Here is a 16468-nt window from a genome sequence, read left to right as displayed (position 1 = left end):
CGTGGCAGATCGTGGCTGCATCGGCATTCTGGCGGGCTCGGGGCCACTCCCCGCGCAAGTCGCTGCCGCAGCCATCGCAAAGGGTCGCAAGGTTTTCGTTATTGGTTTCCGCGATTTTGCTGACCGCGCACTTCTGGAGCCTTATCCGCACGAAATTATCCGCCTTGCCGCAGCGGGTGACATTCTCGGTTCTCTCAAACGTCACAATTGTCGTGAACTGGTTCTGATCGGACCAGTACGCCGCCCCGCCTGGCGCGATCTGCGTCCCGATGCGGAAGGCGCGCGCATTCTAGCACGCCTGGGCCGCGCCATCTTCTCGGGAGATGACGGCCTTCTCGGTGCCGTCGTCCGTGTTCTTGGCGAAGAAGGCTTTCACGTCCGCGGCGCCCACGAGTTCCTCGAACATGCCACCGGCCGGTCTGGTACTCTTGGCCGTGTGCTTCCCGATGCGCAGGCCAAGCAGGATATCGCCCGCGGCGTTGATGTTCTGAAGGTGATGGCAGCCCTCGACATCGGGCAGGGATGTGTTGTCCAGAACGGACTCGTGCTGGCAGTGGAGGCTCTGGAGGGGACGGATGCCATGCTGGGACGGTGTGGGCGGTTGATGCAGGCGGGAAGTGGTGGGGTTCTGGTAAAAATGCCCAAGACGGGGCAGGACCTTCGGGCGGACATGCCGACGATCGGGCCGGAGACGCTGGAGAACGCGGCCCGGAACGGATTGCGGGGCGTTGCGTTCCAGCCCGGAGTGACGCTCATGACGGACCCTGCGGGCTGTGTGAAGCTGGCGGATCGTTATGGGCTGTTCCTGTATGGGCTTACGCCGGAAGATCTGAAGGATAACGAATGAGCACGTTTCTGCACACGATGGTGAGAATCCGGGATATCGACCGGAGTCTGGCATTTTACAAGCTTCTCGGGATGAAGGAGCTGCGTCGCAAGGAAGTTCGGGAAGGGCGCTACACGCTCGTCTTCATCGGATTCGCCGATAACGAGCATGGGCAGGCCGAGATCGAGCTGACCTATAACTGGGATCAGGACTCCGATTACGAGGTTGGAACCGGGTTCGGGCATTTTGCGATTGGTGTGCCCGATGTCGGTGCGCTTGTTGAGACGGTCCGTACCGGGGGCGGGAAGGTGACGCGTGAGGCCGGCCCGCTGAAGTTCGGGACGATCATCATTGCGTTCGTCGAGGACCCGGACGGTTACAAGATCGAGCTTATCGAGAAGAAGTAGAATTTTTCAGCAGTTTCAGGGCATTTTCCAGCGCATCGATAATGGTCTGGGCGTTGCGCTGGACCGCCTTGTCCTTGTGTGAGCCGAGAATATCGGCGCAGAGCAGGGCGGGGGCGAGCGCGTTGCGCAGGTCATGGCGGAAGGTTCCGCAATCCTGAGGGCGTTCGGGAGCAGGAACTGCTGCTGCTGAAGGGGATCTGTTGCTGGACTCGGTCATAAGCTGAAGTTCCTGTAGGTCTAGCATTGACATGAAGGGCCTGCGTGCTTACAAGCCCGGGTCTCAATCACCGGGCGTTTCGTGCGCCCGATCGACGCGGATGTCCACAATTGAGGCGTCCGCCTGGTTTTTTAAGGATCAACGTCATGAAGCGCACGTATCAACCCTCTAAGCTGGTTCGCAAGCGTCGTCACGGTTTCCGTACGCGTAGCGAAACCGTCGGCGGCCGCCGCGTGCTGGCCAACCGTCGCACCAAGGGTCGCAAGAAGCTCTCCGCCTGAGTTTGACCCGATCGGCACGACTCACACACCGGGCCGTTTGAAAAAACGGCCGCAGTTTCTGCGTGTGGCCGGGAAGGGACGCAAGGTCGCCACTCCCGGTATGGTTGTGCAGATCCTGCCGGATGACAAAGCGACCGAAACCCGTGTTGGTTTCACGGTCACGAAAAAAGTCGGTAATTCTGTCATCCGTAACCGCACCCGCCGTCGCCTCCGCGAGGCCCTTCGCCTTGTTGCGCGGGAAGACGGTCTGCCTTCCGGAGATTTCGTCCTGATCGGACGGGACAGGACCCGGGGGCGGGATTTTTCTCTTCTCAAGGACGATCTGCGTCAGGCCCTTCGCAAGGGACTGGATGTCAATTTCCGGGAAAATCCCACTGTACATTCCGGCAAAGGCCGGGGCCGGGCGAAATGATTGCGTCCGTGATCAGGAAAGCCGTTACGGCCCTGATGCTGTCGCTGATTGATGCCTACAAGCTGTTCATAAGCCCCTTCATTGGTACCAACTGCCGGTTCGATCCGACATGCAGTTCCTATGCGCTGACGGTGATCCGTGAGCATGGGCCGGTGCGCGGGGGATGGCTTGCGATACGCCGGATCGGGCGTTGTCACCCCTGGTCTGACGGGGGCAGGGACCTGCCTCCGAAGCCACACCGGCATTAAAAACGCCCTTCAGCTATTGTTTTGAATGCGGTTTTCGGCCACTTGAGGCGCAAGCCCTATTCAGTGAGACGAAAGACCGGCATCCGCCCGATGGACATCAAGCGCATTATTGCGGCCACACTTCTCTCGGCCCTTATCCTGATCGGTTTCGATTATTTCATGCCGAAGCCCCATCAGGACGATCCCCACCCCGTCACCCATGCGCCTGCAGCGCAGGTTCAGAGCAGCACGCCTGCTGTGTCTGCCTCTGACGCCGCGCCTGATGCGGCTTCGCAGGCGCAGGTTTCTGCGCGGCGTATTCCGGTGACAGGGCCGGATGTGCAGGGTTCCCTCAATCTGAAGGGCGCTGTGCTGGATGATCTGATCCTTACGAAATATCGCGAGACCCTTGCCAAGGACAGCCCGCTGGTGCGGCTGCTGGACAACGCGGGGAGCGCGCATCCCAATTTTGTCGTGATCGGCTGGACGAATGCTCCAGGCTCCAACGCCCGCGTGCCGGACCTGAACACGGTCTGGGAAAGCGCGGACGAGACGCTGACGCCGGATCATCCGGTGACGCTGCACTGGGATAACGGGCAGGGGCTGGTGTTCTCCATCCAGATCGGTCTGGACGCGCACTACATGTTCGCCGTGAGCCAGACGGTTGAGAACCATTCCGGGCAGCCGGTGGCGCTTGTGCCGTTCGAGCGTGTACAGCGTGATTACGATGCGCCGGAAGGGGCTTTCACCGCGCATGAAGGTCCGATCGCCGTCGTTGGTGGCCGGATGCAGGACGAGAGCTACAAGAATCTGCGCAAGGGGGCTGACCATCCGGATCATGTGTCCTGGTCGTCCACGGGCACGACTGGCTGGGATGGCATCAGCGACAAGTTCTGGCTGACGGCCGTGGCACCGGCTGACGGTACGCCTGTTGCGGCGAGCTTCGCTTACGTTCCGGGCACACCGGGGTCGTATCAGGTGGGTATGGCCACCCAGAGCGCACAGCAGATCATGCCGAATGGTTCCGTCACCGAGAAGAGCCATGTTTTTGCTGGGGCGAAGGTTGTCAGCCTGTTGCAAGGCTACAGCAAGCAGCTCGGGATTCCGGATCTGGACAAGGCGATCGACTTCGGCTGGTTCAGTTTCCTGACCCGTCCGCTGCTGACGCTGCTCCACTGGCTGTATCTGCATCTGGGCAATTTCGGCCTCGCGCTGATGGCGCTGACGCTGATCGTCAAGATCGTTCTCTTCCCGCTGGCTTCCAAGGCTGCCCAGTCTTCGGCGCGGATGCGTCTGCTGGCGCCGAAGGTCAAGGAGATCCGGGAGAAGAACAAGGACGATCCGATGGCCATGAACCAGAAGGTCATGGCGCTGTATCGTGAAGAAAAGGTGAGCCCGGCGAGCGGCTGTCTGCCGATGCTGATTCAGGCGCCCATCTTCTTCTGTCTGTACAAGATTCTGAACATCAGCATCGATGCGCGTCATGCGCCGTTCTTTGGCTGGATCCGCGATCTGTCGATGCCGGACCCGACGAACGTGTTCAATCTGTTCGGGTTGCTGCCGTTTGATCCGACGCACTACTCGTCGTTCCTGCATGTCAGCATCTGGGGCACGGCGCTGGGTCTGACGTTCTGGCTGCTGCAGCGTCAGACGAGTTCGACGGCAAGCCTTGATCCGGCACAGGCGCGGGTGATGCAGTTCATGCCGCTGGCCTATGTGTTCTTCATGTCCGGCTTCCCGGCCAGTCTTCTGGTTTACTACACGTGGAATAACCTTCTGACGGTTGCGCAGCAGCTCTTCATCCAGCGTCGGACCGGGCTGCCCGTTCCGGTGTCCCGGACCTGAGGCGGGATCAGGGCATGAAGCAGGACATGATCAAGGAAATCCCTGGGCCTCCGACCGAGGCCCAGATCGAGGACGGCAGGCTTCTGTTCGCGGGGGAATGCGAGTTCTTCTTCGGGTCGCAGAAGATCGACCAGCTTCCTCCCGTTGGCCGGCCTGAAGTGGCTTTTGCCGGACGGTCCAATGTTGGCAAGTCGAGCCTCATCAATGCTCTGACGGGGCGTCGGGCGCTGGCACGGGCGTCGTCCGAGCCGGGTCGGACCAAGCAGCTCAATTTCTTCAATCTGGCGGATCGGCTGTCTCTCGTGGATATGCCGGGTTACGGATTTGCGAAGGCGGCGAAGTCGGTCAAGGAAGACTGGCAGGACATGATGTTCGCCTATCTTCGCGGGCGCACCACGCTGGAGCGGGTTATCCTGCTTCTGGATGCGCGGATCGAGCTCAAGGCGTCTGACAAGGATGTCATGGAGCTGCTGGATCGGGCGGCCGTGGTGTTCCAGATCGTGCTGACCAAGTGCGATCAGGTGAAGCCCAAAGCGCTTGCTGCGAAGACTGCGGAAGTCGAGGCGCTGGCGCTCAAGCATGCTGCCGCGTATCCTCGCATTATTTCCACCAGCAGCGAGACCGGGTTCGGGATCGAGGATCTGCGGGCGGAAATTGCCCGTTTTGCCCTGCCACTCCAGACGTCAGGGGAAGGACAGTCCGGATCATGACCAGTAAGACCCCCATCGAAAATCGCAGCAAGACTCACAGCGAAAAGCGGCCCGACGTGGCGCCTGTCGTGAATGCGGAAGAGGCCCAGCAGCAGGCCGCCATTCTTTCAAGTGCGCTGCCGTTCCTGCGGCGCTATGCAGGGGATACGATTGTCGTCAAATATGGCGGTCATGCCATGGGTGAGGGCAAGCTGGCGCATGCGTTTGGCTATGATATTTCCCTGCTCAAACTGGTCGGGATCAATCCGATCGTTGTGCATGGCGGTGGTCCGCAGATCAGTGCGATGCTGGACCGGCTGAAGATCCGTTCGGAGTTCATCGACGGGCTGCGGGTGACCGACAAGTCGATGGTCGACGTAATCGAGATGGTTCTGTCGGGCAGCGTCAACAAGCAGGTGGCCGATCTGATCAACCGGGCTGGCGCGCTGGCTGTTGGTATTTCCGGCAAGGATGGTGGGCTGATTCAGGCGCGCCGTCTGACGCGCACGAAGCGCGACCCGGGCAGCGAAATCGAAAAGGTTATTGACCTGGGATTTGTCGGGCAGCCGGAGAAGATTGATCCGCGGGTTCTGTATGCCCTGCTAGGTTCTGGTCTGATCCCAGTAATCGCGCCGGTGGGTGTTGGCGAGGACGGCGAGACCTACAACATCAATGCCGATACAGCGGCCGGTGCAATTGCCGGTGCGGTGCATGCGTCGCGTCTGCTGATGCTGACGGATGTTCCGGGTGTGCTGGATGAGAACGGCAAGCTCATTGAGGAACTGAGTGCGGAAGAGGCCCTGCGCCGGATTGCGGACGGGTCGATTTCGGGGGGCATGATCCCCAAGGTCGAAACCTGTCTCGAGGCAGTGCGCAAGGGTGCGAAGGCCGCCGTGATTCTGGATGGACGGGTGCCGCATAGCTGCCTGCTGGAGCTGTTCACGCGGGCAGGGCCGGGAACGCTGATCAAGGCGTAAATGGTAGATACAGGAACTGGACTGAGGATTATGGCGCTTCGTGTGAGAAGCGCCATTTTCTGTTTTCGGCCACTCCCTCCTGCAAAGCCTGCATGCCGCGTTCCAGCAGGGTCTCGGGTGTTTCCTGTGCGTTGGCTTCGCGGGAGACCAGTCCGAGTTGCAGTGGCAGGTGCACCGGCGGGTCGATCAGAATCGGAATACCGTGGGCCGTCATACGTTCGGCCCGTTCTGCTGCGGCGAAGCGATCGCCACCGTCCATCCAGAGCCCGAAAACATTGTTGCTGATACGGCCAATGGCATCTGTCGGGCGGACAGCTTTGCGCAGGAGCGCCACGCACTGCCGCAACGCATCCTCGCCGCCTTCGAAGCCGTGGGTCTTTGACAGTTCTGTCAGGCCGGGGACGCGGGCAACGATCAGGGTCGCGGGCATGGTCTCCTGATCGAGCCGGCGGGCGCGGCGTTCGATTTCCGCTTTCAGGCCGTTCCAGTTCAGCAGGTTCGACGAAATGTCGTAGTCGGAATCGATCAGGATCCGGCGGTGGATGCTGTCCAGTTCCCAGAACCCTGTCAGCAGGGAACAGACAGTCTGGCACAGCTGCTGGTCCACGATGGACCAGGGTTCGGCGCGCCAGACGACGAGGTAGAGCTGCTTGAGGCTGCGGATGTTCTCACGACAGATCAGGGCGTGCCGTGTTCCCGCCCGGAAAACACTGGTGCCGGTTTGCGACGTGCTGGTGGACAGGACATTCTGGATGTCGCTGGGGAGAGGGGAGGAGCTGTAGAGCAGGCTTTTCGGGTTGGCCGTATCCTGCAGGGCACCTTCGGCCGCGAGGGGAGCGAGCAGCGCTTCCATTGCGGCGGCGGAGGCAAGTCTCGGCACGATGGCCTTGCGGAGTGCGGTTGTGACGGCCGCGAGGATGGCGACCCCGTTATTTTCAGGAAGAGGTGTGGCCTCGACTTTGGCGGGTGCCGGCGGGTGGACGGGTGTGTCAACGCGGGAGGAGATAGCCTTGAGGGTGCCACGTGTTCCGGTGATCTGGCCTGCACTGTCGTGAAACGGGCAGGATGAAAGGATCACGGTCAGGGGCGTACCCTGCGGGCTTGTGATCTGGAGGGGCGAGCCTGTGTGAGGCTGGAGGATGTCGACTGAGCCACATAATGTACTGAACGGGCGTCCGATCAGTGCGGTGGTGGGTTGGCCGAGCCATGTTTCGGGAGAAATCACGATGATCCGGCCCCGGTTGTCCGTTTCGAAAACCAGATCCACGGCCTGATAGAGTAGTGATCGCCAGCGTTCGCGGCTTTCGAGTGTCGACGCCAGCATGTTTCGCAAGTCATGCTGAGACGTGACAGGGCTGTCGGGGGACGAGCCATTCATGATCTGGGAGAACAGGGAACGCATATCAGGCAAGGGTGACGAATCCCGCAGAAAGAGCTTCCAGCTGGGCCAGCCCTTTGAAGCCCTTTGGTTTTCATAAGCGCCGGCGGTTAAGAAGTCATTACCAATACCGCGATCTCTGCAGGATGATGTCCGGGGTAAAGATCCGTTGACATGAAACGCCCGGAACCGCATGGTCCGGCGGATTTCTGCTTCTTCTTACCGGACCGACATGATGCCGAATGCACCCCTCCGTACTGCCATCGAAGCTCTCTGGGAGCGCCGTACGACTCTCAGCGCCCGTACGGAAGGCGAAGACCGCGACATCGTGGAAAAAGCCCTGTCCGCGCTTGATGCCGGAACTTTGCGCGTTGCCGAGCCTTCCGCAGAAGGCTGGATCGTTCATGAGTGGCTGAAGAAGGCCGTCCTGCTCTCGTTCCGTCTGAATGACAGCCGGGTCATGGAGCGTGGTTGCGGTGGCGAGCCTGCTTTTGACAAGGTTCCGCTGAAGTTTGACGGCTGGGACCAGTTCCGTTTTGCCGAGGCCGGGTTCCGCGCGGTTCCGGGTGCAATCGTGCGTCGTTCCGCGTTTATTGCGCCGAATGTGGTGCTGATGCCGAGCTTTGTGAATGTGGGCGCGCGCGTCGATAGCGGCACGATGATCGACACTTGGGCAACGGTTGGTTCCTGTGCGCAGATTGGCAAGAACTGCCATATCAGCGGCGGTGCAGGCATTGGTGGCGTTCTGGAGCCCTTGCAGGCTGCTCCGGTCATCATTGAGGACGACTGCTTCATCGGTGCGCGCTCGGAAGTGGCCGAGGGCGTGGTTGTCGAAAAGGGCTCCGTCCTGTCGATGGGTGTGTTCCTTGGTGCGTCCACCAAGATCGTGGACCGTGCGACGGGTGAGATCTTTATGGGACGGGTTCCGGCCTATTCTGTCGTGATCCCCGGCACGCTGCCTCCGAAGGAGCCGGGCATGCCGTCGCTGGCCTGTGCGGTGATCGTCAAGCGTGTGGATGAGCGGACACGTTCGAAGACGTCCATCAACGATCTTCTGCGCGACTGAGTATCGTGACCGGATCACGCCTGCCGACAGATCCTGTGGCGCTGGCGCGGGATCTTCTGCGATGTCCGTCTGTAACCCCCGCGGATGGGGGGGCTCAGGCTCTTCTCGCTGCGGCGCTGGAAGGGATGGGGTTCGAGACGGTCCATCTTCCGTTTGGTCCTGCTGAGGCGCCGACGCCTAATCTGTATGCCCGGCTGGGGACGGGGCATCCTGTGCTCTGTTTTGCAGGGCATACGGATGTTGTCCCGCCGGGTGAGGGCTGGGCGCATGATCCGTTTGCGGCCGTGGTTCAGGACGGTCGGCTTTATGGGCGCGGGATCGCGGACATGAAGGGCGGGGTGGCCTGTTTCGTAGCGGCCGTGGCGCGGCGGCTGGAACAGGGGCCGCTGAAGGGTTCTATCTCGCTGCTGATTACGGGAGATGAGGAAGGCCCGGCACATTTCGGCACCAAGCCGGTCATGGAATGGCTGGCGGAGCGCGGTGAGCTTCCGGATTTCTGTATTCTGGGCGAGCCTACCAATCCCGAAGCTCTGGGTGATGTCATCAAGATCGGGCGTCGGGGCAGCATGAATGCTGTTGTAACCGTGCAGGGGACGCAGGGGCATGTGGCGTATCCGCATCTGGCGGATAATCCGGTGCATCGTCTGCTGGCGGCGTTTTCCGAACTGACGGCGCGGGAGCTGGATGCGGGGAGCGAGTGGTTTGATCCGTCGTCCCTTCAGGTCACGAGCATCGATGTTGGCAATGCTGCGACCAATGTTATTCCCGCGCAGGCTGTCGGGCGGCTGAATATCCGGTTCAATGATCTGCATACCGGGGCCGCGCTGAGGGCGTGGATCGAGGACGTGGTGCGACGTCATGCGCCGCAGGCGGATGTGCATGTGTCGATCAGTGGTGAGTCGTTTCTGACGCAGCCGGGCGATGCGGTGACGTGTCTTTCTGAGGCTGTCCGGACCGTGACGGGGCGTGTGCCCCGACTGGATACGGGCGGTGGGACGTCGGATGCGCGGTTCATTTCGCGGTATTGCGAGGTCGCGGAGTTCGGGCTTGTCGGAGCGACCATGCACAAGCGGGACGAGAACGTTGAGCTTGGAACACTGGAGGATCTGACGCGGATCTATCTGGCGTTCATGGAAGGATACGGACTGTGAATTCCGGACGGCCGGGTCAGTTTCTACCTTCTGGCACCATGGCCATCCCTCTGGGCGTGTGGCTTCTGGGGCGGGGACGGTCCGAAGGAATCAACTGTTTCGCACCTGGAGCGGGAGCGTTGTTTGCAGCGCTTGCGCCTACCATTGCGCTGGCGCTGATCGGCGTGTGGATGGCGTTTATGCTGCCGCCGGCGGAGCTGTTCATGGGGCTGGTGCGGGCTGTGGTGCCGCTGGTCTGCACGCTGTTGCAGCTTGTGGTGTCGGAGTTTTATGCGGGGTTTCTGAGCCGTAAGGGCTTGTGGACGCGCTATGCTACGGCGTCTTTGTGGTGTGGGTGGCTGCCGCTGGCCATGCTCATCATGGCGCAGGGTGTGTTGCATCTGGTGTTGCCGGGGGCGGCCGCATCCGGTCAGGCGCTGGCGGGGCTCGCCTTTGGAGCGCAGCTCTACACGCTGTGGCTGACCTGGTATGTGACGAAGGTCGGGCTTGTGACCACAAGGTGGCAGGCGTTTTTGATGACCGTGTTGCAGACGCTGCCGGTGGTGGGGCTGCTCTGGGTGTTGTGGCTTCTGCCACCGCATTACAATGCGTTTGTGGACCTGCTCGGGCTGTCGTCCTAGGTCCGGGTGAAGGGATTGTCGGGGTAGCCGACATCCATCAGGCAGAGCCCTTCTGGCGGGGCTGTCTGTCCGGCTGCACAGCGGTCTTTGGCGTCCAGAATATCGATCATTTTATCGACAGGCCACTGATGTGAGCCGATCATCATCAGGGTGCCGGCCATGTTGCGGACCTGATGATGCAGGAAGGAGCGCGCCTTCGTGTCGATCATGACCAGATCGCCATCGCGGTGGATGTTCAGGATGTCCAGCGTGCGGATGGGGCTTCTGGCCTGACAGGCCACGGCGCGGAATGACGTGAAGTCATGCGGGCCGAGCAGGTGGTTTGCGGCCTGCTGCATCAGCGTGACGTCCAGCGGGCGTTTGATGTGCCAGACGCGGTTTTCCATCAGGCCAGGGCGGGCGACGCGATTGAGGATGGTGTAGCGGTAGCTGCGCCATGTGGCGGAGAAACGCGCGTTCCACTCCGGGCCGACCTTTGCGGCTTCGAGCACGACCACGCGGTGTGGCTTGAGGTGGTAGCCCATGCCTTCGCGGATCTGTCGGGCATCGATCGGGGCGTCATCCGGGAAATCGAGATGGATGACCATGCCCGCAGCGTGAACGCCGGCATCGGTCCGTCCGGCCGTGATGCTCGGGACGGCACGGTTGCGTACGAGTTTTGTGGCAGCGGCCTCGATCAGGCTCTGAATGGACGTGCCTTCATGCTGTTTCTGCCAGCCGACATAGCCGGTGCCGTCATATTCGATGCGCAGCGCCCAGCGGTTGAGACCGGTGGGTGTTGCGGTCTGCGTGTCAGACAAGGCGCGTCCCTTTCGGGAGGGGCTGGCCGCGCAGGAAATCGGCAGCGGACATCATGCTGCGTCCGGGTTTTTGCAGGCGGTCGAGACGCAGGGCGCCGGTGCCACAGGCGATGGTCAGGGCATCGTCGAGCGTTGTGCCGGGGTCTGCGCTGTGGCTTTCCGTGGGCAGCGGAGTGGCGCTGCCGATTTTCAGGACTACGTCGTCGAGCGTTGTGAACGCGCCGGGCCAGGGAGTGAGGCCGCGGATCTGGCGGTCGATCTCGGCGGCGGTGCGCGTCCAGTCGATGCGGCCATGATCGCGGGTCAGGCGTTCGGCGCAAGTGACGCCGTCTTCGGGCTGCGGCACAGGTTTCGGCTGTTCGGCGAGCGCACGGACAACCAACCGGCCACCGATTTCGGACAGGCGATCGTGCAGCGTGCTCGCGGTATCAGTCGCGCTGATCGGTGTGGCTTCTTCCAGCAGGACCGCGCCGGTGTCGAGGCCTTCATCCATCTGCATAATGGAGACGCCGCTCTGGGCATCTCCTGCGAGGATGGCAGACTGGATGGGCGATGCCCCACGCCAGCGGGGCAGGAGGCTCGCATGGATGTTCAGGCAGCCCAGACGCGGGGCGTCCAGCATCGCTTTTGGCAGAATGAGACCATAGGCGGCGACCACGGCGGCATCGGCGTTCAGCGCGGCGAAGGCGTCGTGTTCGGCCGTATCGCGGCGGACGCGTGCAGGGGTGCGGACCTCGATGCCTGCGGCTTCGGCGGCTTCATGGACCGGCGAGCGGCGGAGCGCCTTGCCGCGTCCTGCCGGGCGGGGTGGCTGCGTGTAGACCACGACCACCTCGTGACCTGCCTTGAGCAGGGCGTGCAGTGCCGGGACCGAGAAGTCCGGCGTTCCCATGAAAATCAGCCGCATCGGGGATCAGCGCCTTCCGAGTTTCTGCTCTTTGGCGAGGCGGCGCATGATCATGTTGCGCTTGAGCGTCGAGAGGTGATCGACGAACAGGATGCCGTCGAGATGGTCCATCTCGTGCTGGATGCAGGTGGCGAGCAGGCCGGACGCATCCCGCTCGAGCGTTTCGCCCGCGAGGTTGCGGTAGCGCACGCGGATCGATTCGGGACGGACGACTTCGGCATACTGGTTCGGCAGTGAGAGGCAGCCTTCCTCACGCGCGGCGAGCTGATCGGAATCAGAAATGATTTCCGGGTTGATCAGCAGCATGGGCTCACGCGGGGCGTCTTCCTCGGCCACGTCCACCAGGGCGAAGCGCATGCCAAGGCCGACCTGCGGGGCGGCGAGGCCGATGCCCGGAGCCTTGTACATGGCTGAAAACATGCCCGGAAGCTGGTCGCGGATGAAGGCGATGTCTTCGGGGCGCACGTCGCGGGTGACCTCCCGCAGCACGGGCTGGGGGGCGATCAGGATCGGGGTGGGCGGCACATCGTCGATGCCGGACAGGAAATCGAATTCGCTCATGCCCTGCGATGTAGCGAGCGCGGGCGCCGAATGCCAGTCCAAGATGAGGTTTGAGTGCAGGTTTTCCGCGCTGTCCCATGAGGGCAGAGCTTGCATCTGTAGGGGTGGACACCATATCGTAGGGTCAGCCGGTTGCCGCATGATGGGACCGGCCCTGTGTATGTCTCGCTCATGGAGGAGGCTTTAGCCCTATGTCCGGTCGCCTGTTCACGTCCCCGATGTTCCTCGGTTTCGATCACCTCGAGCAGATGCTTGAGCGTGCCGCCAAATCGACGTCCGACGGTTATCCCCCCTACAACATCGAGCAGCTCAGCTCCACGGCCCTGCGCATTACGCTGGCTGTTGCGGGTTTCGTCATGGACGATCTGCAGATCACGCAGGAAGACAACCAGCTCGTGATCCGCGGGCGTCAGGCGGATGACAGCCAGGGGCGCATTTTTCTGCATCGCGGGATTGCCGCGCGGCAGTTCCACAAGGCGTTCGTATTGGCGGAAGGTATCGAGATCGGTGGTGCCTGGCTTGATAACGGGCTGCTGCATATCGATCTTCTGCGTCCGGAGCCGGAAGTGCGGGTCAAGCGGATTGCAATTTCGCAGGGGCGACGCAGCCCTGCGCCGGGGCCGACGGTCCATCACGAAGTGGTGCCGCCCGTTGTGAAAACGCGGCGCACGACGCGCCCGGCGCGCGATATCGACGACGAATAAGGCCGGTCGCGCGGTCATTTCTTACAGACTGAACTCAAGGCCGGGCGGGATGTCGCTGCGGCTTCAGAAGGAACCTGAATTGAACAATCCCTTCGAAAACGGTGATCGTTCGGACGACAAACTCCCTGCGGATCTGCGCCGCATTACGGGGCCTCAGCTCCTGACGCTGGGCATGTCCCACCTCGCCTATGTCAAATCTGTCATGCATGACGGGGAGCTGGTCGTGGCCATTCATGCCGCTGACGGCACGCCGATGGCGGTCGCGGACGATGAGGAGAGCGCGCTTGATGCGATCCTCGAACACGAGATGATCCCGACCCTGCTTCAGTAACTCCAGCCAGAAGGTCCACGCCCGTGAGCAAGAACGCCGATATTTCCCGTCACCTCGAAGAAGAGCGCCTTGCGGGCGTGGTGGTCCATAACGGGCTGGCCTATCTGGCCGGTCAGGTTGCGGATGATGCCAGCCTCGATACGGAAGGGCAGACGATCGACATCCTGCGCCAGATCGATGCACTTTTGGCATCGCTCGGGACGGACAAGAGCCGGATTTTGTCGGTGCAGATTTTCCTGACGGATATCGGAGAAATCGGTGCGATGAACCGGGCGTGGGATGCGTGGCTGGATACGGCGAGCAAACCGGCCCGCGCGACGGTTGAGGCGAAGCTGGCTGTGCCGGAATGGCGTGTTGAGATGACGGCGATTGCTGCGTTGAAGTAGGGTTTTGTTTCCGGGTTTTTGGGAATGAGAAAGCCGTCTTTCGGATTTGGAAGGCGGCTTTTTTGCGCTGTTTCCATAAAAAATCAGTCGGTCAAACAGGCAAGCTGTTAGCTATAGTGCTGTTTGTTGGAAAATCTCGCGATAGAAAATCGGTTATGACTGGGTGCCAGTATCCTGCACTTTGTCCAGATCGATTCCATGAGCCTGGATGATAAAGGGAAAGACAGCTGAAGGCGAAAAGAAGTTCGTCAGAAGCATAGTAATGGACTTCTGCCTTTTTTCCGTCAGGACATGTGATGGGATCGAATTTCTTGTCGCGAGAGATGGAAGGAATATTTTTAGTGTATTTCTTCCAGCATTCTCTGGAGAATAGAAGTACTTTCCGAGGTTTAAGCAGGGAAATAATTGTAGGTAAAGCCTGTTCGCCCGACCTGTACATCTGAGGGGTTGCCTTCTCCAACGGAGATCCTTCCTTTCGGATGACAGCGCCTTGGCAGAAATTGGCGAATGCGAACTGGTTCCAGAATTCTTTTGACGGCGTCGCGTTAGAGAATTCGCCGAGAACGGCATCTTTGATATCGTTGAAAAATGTAGACGGGAGAGTCCCGTCGCAATTTGCACCAACGGCGCGAAGGGTCAGGTTGAGGGAGAACTCATCGGCAGGATCACAATGATGACTTTCACCCATAATGAGTACACGAGTATCTTCGTATCGCGATCCGACCCATGGAAGGCGTATGGGATGGTTGTTCATTGTGGCCTTTGCCGTGAGATGTGCTCTTGGACGGTAAGAAAACAGGTCAGTAATAGGAAAAATTAGTCCTGAAGCTCGGACTGGATTTTCTTGATTTCGGCTGTCAGGGCATGGATGCGCTCGGGGTCCGATGTCTCAGCGCGGGCGAGGTCGCGTTCGACTTCCTTGAGGCGCTGCTCGAGTTTCTGCTGGGAGGGAAGTTCGTGGGAATGGCCGGTCATGGAATTACTTCCTTGTCAGGATCTGGGTGGCGAGGGCGGTGATGTCGGAGCTTTCCACGCCTTCGGGATTATGCAGCGCGCGTTTGGCAATTTCTTTCTGTTCCTCAGTCGCGCCTTCGGCGCCCTTGAGGACGAAATGGGCCAGTTCCTCGACTTCGCTTTTCGTCAGTAATTTGGGCTGGCGGTGCGCTTTTTCGGCGAGGTGATGTAGCGCCGAGGATTCATGGGGAAGGGCATCGTTGGACATTGGAAATATTCCTGTCGTTTCAGCGTCTGTGAGAGATGCTGCCTGTCTCCTAAACATGGTTTGACACAAATTATTTTCAATAGAGAGGCGGGAAATTAGCCTGTCCTGTTCTGTCGGGTGTGGGAACGGGGCTGCCTCGGTTTCTCAGGAGGTACGGCGCAGTCTTTTGCGTTGACTGGATTTTGCGATCCCGAGACCTTCGCGATATTTGGCGACGGTGCGGCGCTGGATGGAGAAGCCTTCCTGTTGCAGAAGGGTTGTCAGGGCGTCGTCGGACAGGACGTTGTCGCCTTCGGCTGAGATCAGGGCCTGAAGGCGGTGCTGGATGGCGTGGGCGCTCTGGGTGGTGCCGTCTTCGGAGGTCAGGGCGGTGGAGAAGAACAGTTTGAGCGGGACTGTGCCCTGTGGGGTGTCGATGTATTTGTTGCTGACGATGCGGCTGATGGTGCTTTCGTGCAATTCAGTACGCTCGGCGATTTCGCGCATGGTCAGGGGGCGCAGGGCGGCAGGGCCATCGCGCAGGAAGTCGGCCTGATGCTGGATGATGGCGCTGCCCACCGTGAGAAGCGACTGTTTTCGGCTTTGCAGGGCGCGGATCAGGGCGTTGGCTTCGGTGGCGCAGGCCAAAAGGATTTTTCCGGCTTCTGTTCGGCTGTCGATCTGCGCGCGCAGTGTGTCGTCGAGGCGGAGTTTGGGGAGCAGGCGTGTGTTGAGGGTCAGGCGGAAGCCAGAGCCGTTGGGGCGCACGATCAGGTCGGGTTCGATCGGTGGGGTGGGGGGTGGCAGGCTCAGGCCGGGGCGCGGATCCAGCGCCTGGATTTCGGCGAGCATGTCCAGCAGGTCGTCCTGATCGAGGGCGCATTTTTCGCGCAGTTTGCGCCAGTCCCGGCGGGCGAGGAGATCCAGATTGTCGAGCAGGATCTGCATCGCGGGGTCGAGGCGATTGCGGAGCCGGAGCTGGGCGGCGAGGCATTCTTCGAGTGAGCGGGCGAAGAGGCCTGCGGGCTCAAGATGCATGAGGGTCTGGCGGATCGCTTCAAGTTTCGGCGCGTCCATATGTATTTCGGCGGCGAGATCCGTGACGGAAACGGGCAGGCGGCCGGTTTCGTCGAGACTGTCCAGCAGGTGAAAGGCGGCCTGCTGTTCGTCCGGTGAGATGGAGAGGCGGATCTGAAGGATCAGATCGTCGCGGTTGGACGGGGGCGGAGCTGCGGTTTCCGGGCGGTCGGAGGCTGCGGTGAAGCGGTCCGGGTCGTCGTCGTGGAAGTCGTCTGACGCGGATGTGGCGTCAGAGGCTGTGTCACCGGGTTCCAGAATGAGGAACGGGTTGGTTTCGCAGACCTGCTGGAGATGCTGGGCGAGATCGGTCTGTGTGTATTGCAGCAGGGCAATCGCCTGACGCAACTGAGGCGTCATGACGAGAGACTGCGACTGACGCTGGATCAGGCCCGGGACAAGCAT

23 protein-coding genes are annotated in these 16468 nt (G+C 60.9%); 14 read left to right on the top strand and 9 right to left on the bottom strand.

The features are described 5' to 3' along the window. Position 1: 1 nt before the first annotated feature. Together JK202_RS06255 and gloA are read left to right on the top strand one after the other, a co-directional pair. On the top strand, positions 2 to 847 hold the full coding sequence (locus JK202_RS06255; RefSeq protein WP_211559305.1) for a UDP-2,3-diacylglucosamine diphosphatase LpxI domain-containing protein: 846 nt from the start codon (positions 2 to 4) through the stop codon (positions 845 to 847). Then, positions 844 to 1233 (top strand): lactoylglutathione lyase, encoded by a 390-nt coding sequence (gene gloA / locus JK202_RS06250; RefSeq protein WP_211559303.1) that lies wholly within the window; start codon positions 844 to 846, stop codon positions 1231 to 1233. Before JK202_RS06255 ends, gloA begins: the two co-directional genes overlap by 4 nt. On the opposite strand, the gene JK202_RS06245 is transcribed toward gloA, so the two are convergent. Continuing rightward, positions 1217 to 1450, bottom strand: a complete 234-nt coding sequence (locus JK202_RS06245; protein ID WP_249199741.1) for a hypothetical protein — start codon at positions 1448 to 1450, stop codon at positions 1217 to 1219. The two genes, gloA and JK202_RS06245, sit on opposite strands and share 17 nt — an antisense overlap. A gap of 146 nt (positions 1451 to 1596) precedes the next feature. Here JK202_RS06245 and rpmH point away from each other — a divergent pair, with 146 nt between their 5' ends. The 6 genes from rpmH (at position 1597) to argB (ending at position 5881) form a co-directional block, all read left to right on the top strand. Further along, positions 1597 to 1731: a 50S ribosomal protein L34 gene (rpmH, locus tag JK202_RS06240; protein WP_062033507.1), complete on the top strand. Its 135-nt coding sequence runs from the start codon at positions 1597 to 1599 to the stop codon at positions 1729 to 1731. Positions 1732 to 1741: 10 nt separating this feature from the next. Beyond that, the gene (rnpA, locus tag JK202_RS06235) at positions 1742 to 2143 is read left to right on the top strand and encodes a ribonuclease P protein component (protein ID WP_211559673.1); all 402 of its coding nucleotides are present in this window, start codon (positions 1742 to 1744) and stop codon (positions 2141 to 2143) included. A gap of 8 nt (positions 2144 to 2151) precedes the next feature. Then, positions 2152 to 2391, top strand: a complete 240-nt coding sequence (gene yidD, locus JK202_RS06230; RefSeq protein ID WP_349291835.1) for a membrane protein insertion efficiency factor YidD — start codon at positions 2152 to 2154, stop codon at positions 2389 to 2391. Between the two features lie 90 nt (positions 2392 to 2481). Beyond that, positions 2482 to 4215, top strand: a complete 1734-nt coding sequence (gene yidC, locus JK202_RS06225; protein WP_211559671.1) for a membrane protein insertase YidC — start codon at positions 2482 to 2484, stop codon at positions 4213 to 4215. A gap of 26 nt (positions 4216 to 4241) precedes the next feature. Beyond that, entirely contained in the window at positions 4242 to 4925 is a 684-nt protein-coding gene (gene yihA, locus JK202_RS06220) for a ribosome biogenesis GTP-binding protein YihA/YsxC (RefSeq protein ID WP_211559669.1), read from the top strand. Next, positions 4922 to 5881: an acetylglutamate kinase gene (gene argB, locus JK202_RS06215; protein WP_211559299.1), complete on the top strand. Its 960-nt coding sequence runs from the start codon at positions 4922 to 4924 to the stop codon at positions 5879 to 5881. The genes yihA and argB overlap by 4 nt, the downstream gene beginning before the upstream one ends. Before the next feature lie 28 nt (positions 5882 to 5909). On the opposite strand, the gene JK202_RS06210 is transcribed toward argB, so the two are convergent. Further along, positions 5910 to 7283, bottom strand: coding sequence for a GGDEF domain-containing protein (locus JK202_RS06210; RefSeq protein ID WP_211559667.1), 1374 nt, complete (start codon positions 7281 to 7283; stop codon positions 5910 to 5912). Between the two features lie 211 nt (positions 7284 to 7494). Here JK202_RS06210 and dapD point away from each other — a divergent pair, with 211 nt between their 5' ends. From dapD to JK202_RS06195, 3 genes are read left to right on the top strand one after another with little or no spacing between them, the layout of a single operon-like run. Continuing rightward, entirely contained in the window at positions 7495 to 8325 is an 831-nt protein-coding gene (gene dapD / locus JK202_RS06205) for a 2,3,4,5-tetrahydropyridine-2,6-dicarboxylate N-succinyltransferase (protein ID WP_211559665.1), read from the top strand. Positions 8326 to 8330: 5 nt separating this feature from the next. Beyond that, on the top strand, positions 8331 to 9476 hold the full coding sequence (dapE, locus tag JK202_RS06200; protein ID WP_211559297.1) for a succinyl-diaminopimelate desuccinylase: 1146 nt from the start codon (positions 8331 to 8333) through the stop codon (positions 9474 to 9476). Then, a complete protein-coding gene (locus JK202_RS06195; RefSeq protein WP_349291834.1) occupies positions 9473 to 10096 on the top strand; it encodes a hypothetical protein in 624 nt (207 codons plus the stop codon). The genes dapE and JK202_RS06195 overlap by 4 nt, the downstream gene beginning before the upstream one ends. On the opposite strand, the gene truA is transcribed toward JK202_RS06195, so the two are convergent. The 3 genes from truA to def are packed head-to-tail and all read right to left on the bottom strand — an operon-like array spanning position 10093 to position 12364. Continuing rightward, positions 10093 to 10896, bottom strand: coding sequence for a tRNA pseudouridine(38-40) synthase TruA (gene truA, locus JK202_RS06190; protein ID WP_211559295.1), 804 nt, complete (start codon positions 10894 to 10896; stop codon positions 10093 to 10095). The two genes, JK202_RS06195 and truA, sit on opposite strands and share 4 nt — an antisense overlap. Next, the gene (fmt, locus tag JK202_RS06185; protein WP_211559292.1) at positions 10889 to 11803 is read right to left on the bottom strand and encodes a methionyl-tRNA formyltransferase; all 915 of its coding nucleotides are present in this window, start codon (positions 11801 to 11803) and stop codon (positions 10889 to 10891) included. Before fmt ends, truA begins: the two co-directional genes overlap by 8 nt. A 6-nt stretch (positions 11804 to 11809) precedes the next feature. Next, positions 11810 to 12364 carry a peptide deformylase gene (def, locus tag JK202_RS06180; RefSeq protein ID WP_211559291.1) on the bottom strand — a complete coding sequence of 185 codons (555 nt, stop codon included), beginning with the start codon at positions 12362 to 12364 and terminating at the stop codon, positions 11810 to 11812. Between the two features lie 191 nt (positions 12365 to 12555). Here def and JK202_RS06175 point away from each other — a divergent pair, with 191 nt between their 5' ends. The 3 genes from JK202_RS06175 to JK202_RS06165 all read left to right on the top strand — a co-directional run bounded on the left by JK202_RS06175 (position 12556) and on the right by JK202_RS06165 (position 13785). Then, positions 12556 to 13068 (top strand): Hsp20 family protein, encoded by a 513-nt coding sequence (locus JK202_RS06175; protein ID WP_211559288.1) that lies wholly within the window; start codon positions 12556 to 12558, stop codon positions 13066 to 13068. 79 nt (positions 13069 to 13147) lie between these two features. Further along, positions 13148 to 13399, top strand: coding sequence for a DUF1150 family protein (locus JK202_RS06170; protein ID WP_194688144.1), 252 nt, complete (start codon positions 13148 to 13150; stop codon positions 13397 to 13399). 23 nt (positions 13400 to 13422) lie between these two features. Then, the gene (locus JK202_RS06165) at positions 13423 to 13785 is read left to right on the top strand and encodes a RidA family protein (RefSeq protein ID WP_211559286.1); all 363 of its coding nucleotides are present in this window, start codon (positions 13423 to 13425) and stop codon (positions 13783 to 13785) included. A 91-nt stretch (positions 13786 to 13876) separates the two neighbouring features. Here the strand turns inward: JK202_RS06165 and JK202_RS06160 are convergent, their stop codons facing one another. The 4 genes from JK202_RS06160 to rpoN form a co-directional block, all read right to left on the bottom strand. After that, positions 13877 to 14539, bottom strand: a complete 663-nt coding sequence (locus JK202_RS06160; RefSeq protein WP_211559284.1) for a hypothetical protein — start codon at positions 14537 to 14539, stop codon at positions 13877 to 13879. 62 nt (positions 14540 to 14601) lie between these two features. After that, the gene (locus JK202_RS06155; protein ID WP_211559282.1) at positions 14602 to 14760 is read right to left on the bottom strand and encodes a hypothetical protein; all 159 of its coding nucleotides are present in this window, start codon (positions 14758 to 14760) and stop codon (positions 14602 to 14604) included. Positions 14761 to 14764: 4 nt separating this feature from the next. Then, entirely contained in the window at positions 14765 to 15007 is a 243-nt protein-coding gene (locus JK202_RS06150; protein ID WP_211559281.1) for a hypothetical protein, read from the bottom strand. 144 nt (positions 15008 to 15151) lie between these two features. Then, on the bottom strand, positions 15152 to 16468 hold the full coding sequence (gene rpoN / locus JK202_RS06145) for an RNA polymerase factor sigma-54 (RefSeq protein ID WP_211559278.1): 1317 nt from the start codon (positions 16466 to 16468) through the stop codon (positions 15152 to 15154).

Source organism: Gluconobacter sp. Dm-62 (assembly GCF_018256155.1).
In the GTDB taxonomy this organism is placed as follows: Bacteria; Pseudomonadota; Alphaproteobacteria; order Acetobacterales; family Acetobacteraceae; genus Gluconobacter.
The sequence above is the reverse complement of the archived record's forward strand: the minus strand, read 5'-3'. Positions and strand labels throughout refer to the sequence as shown.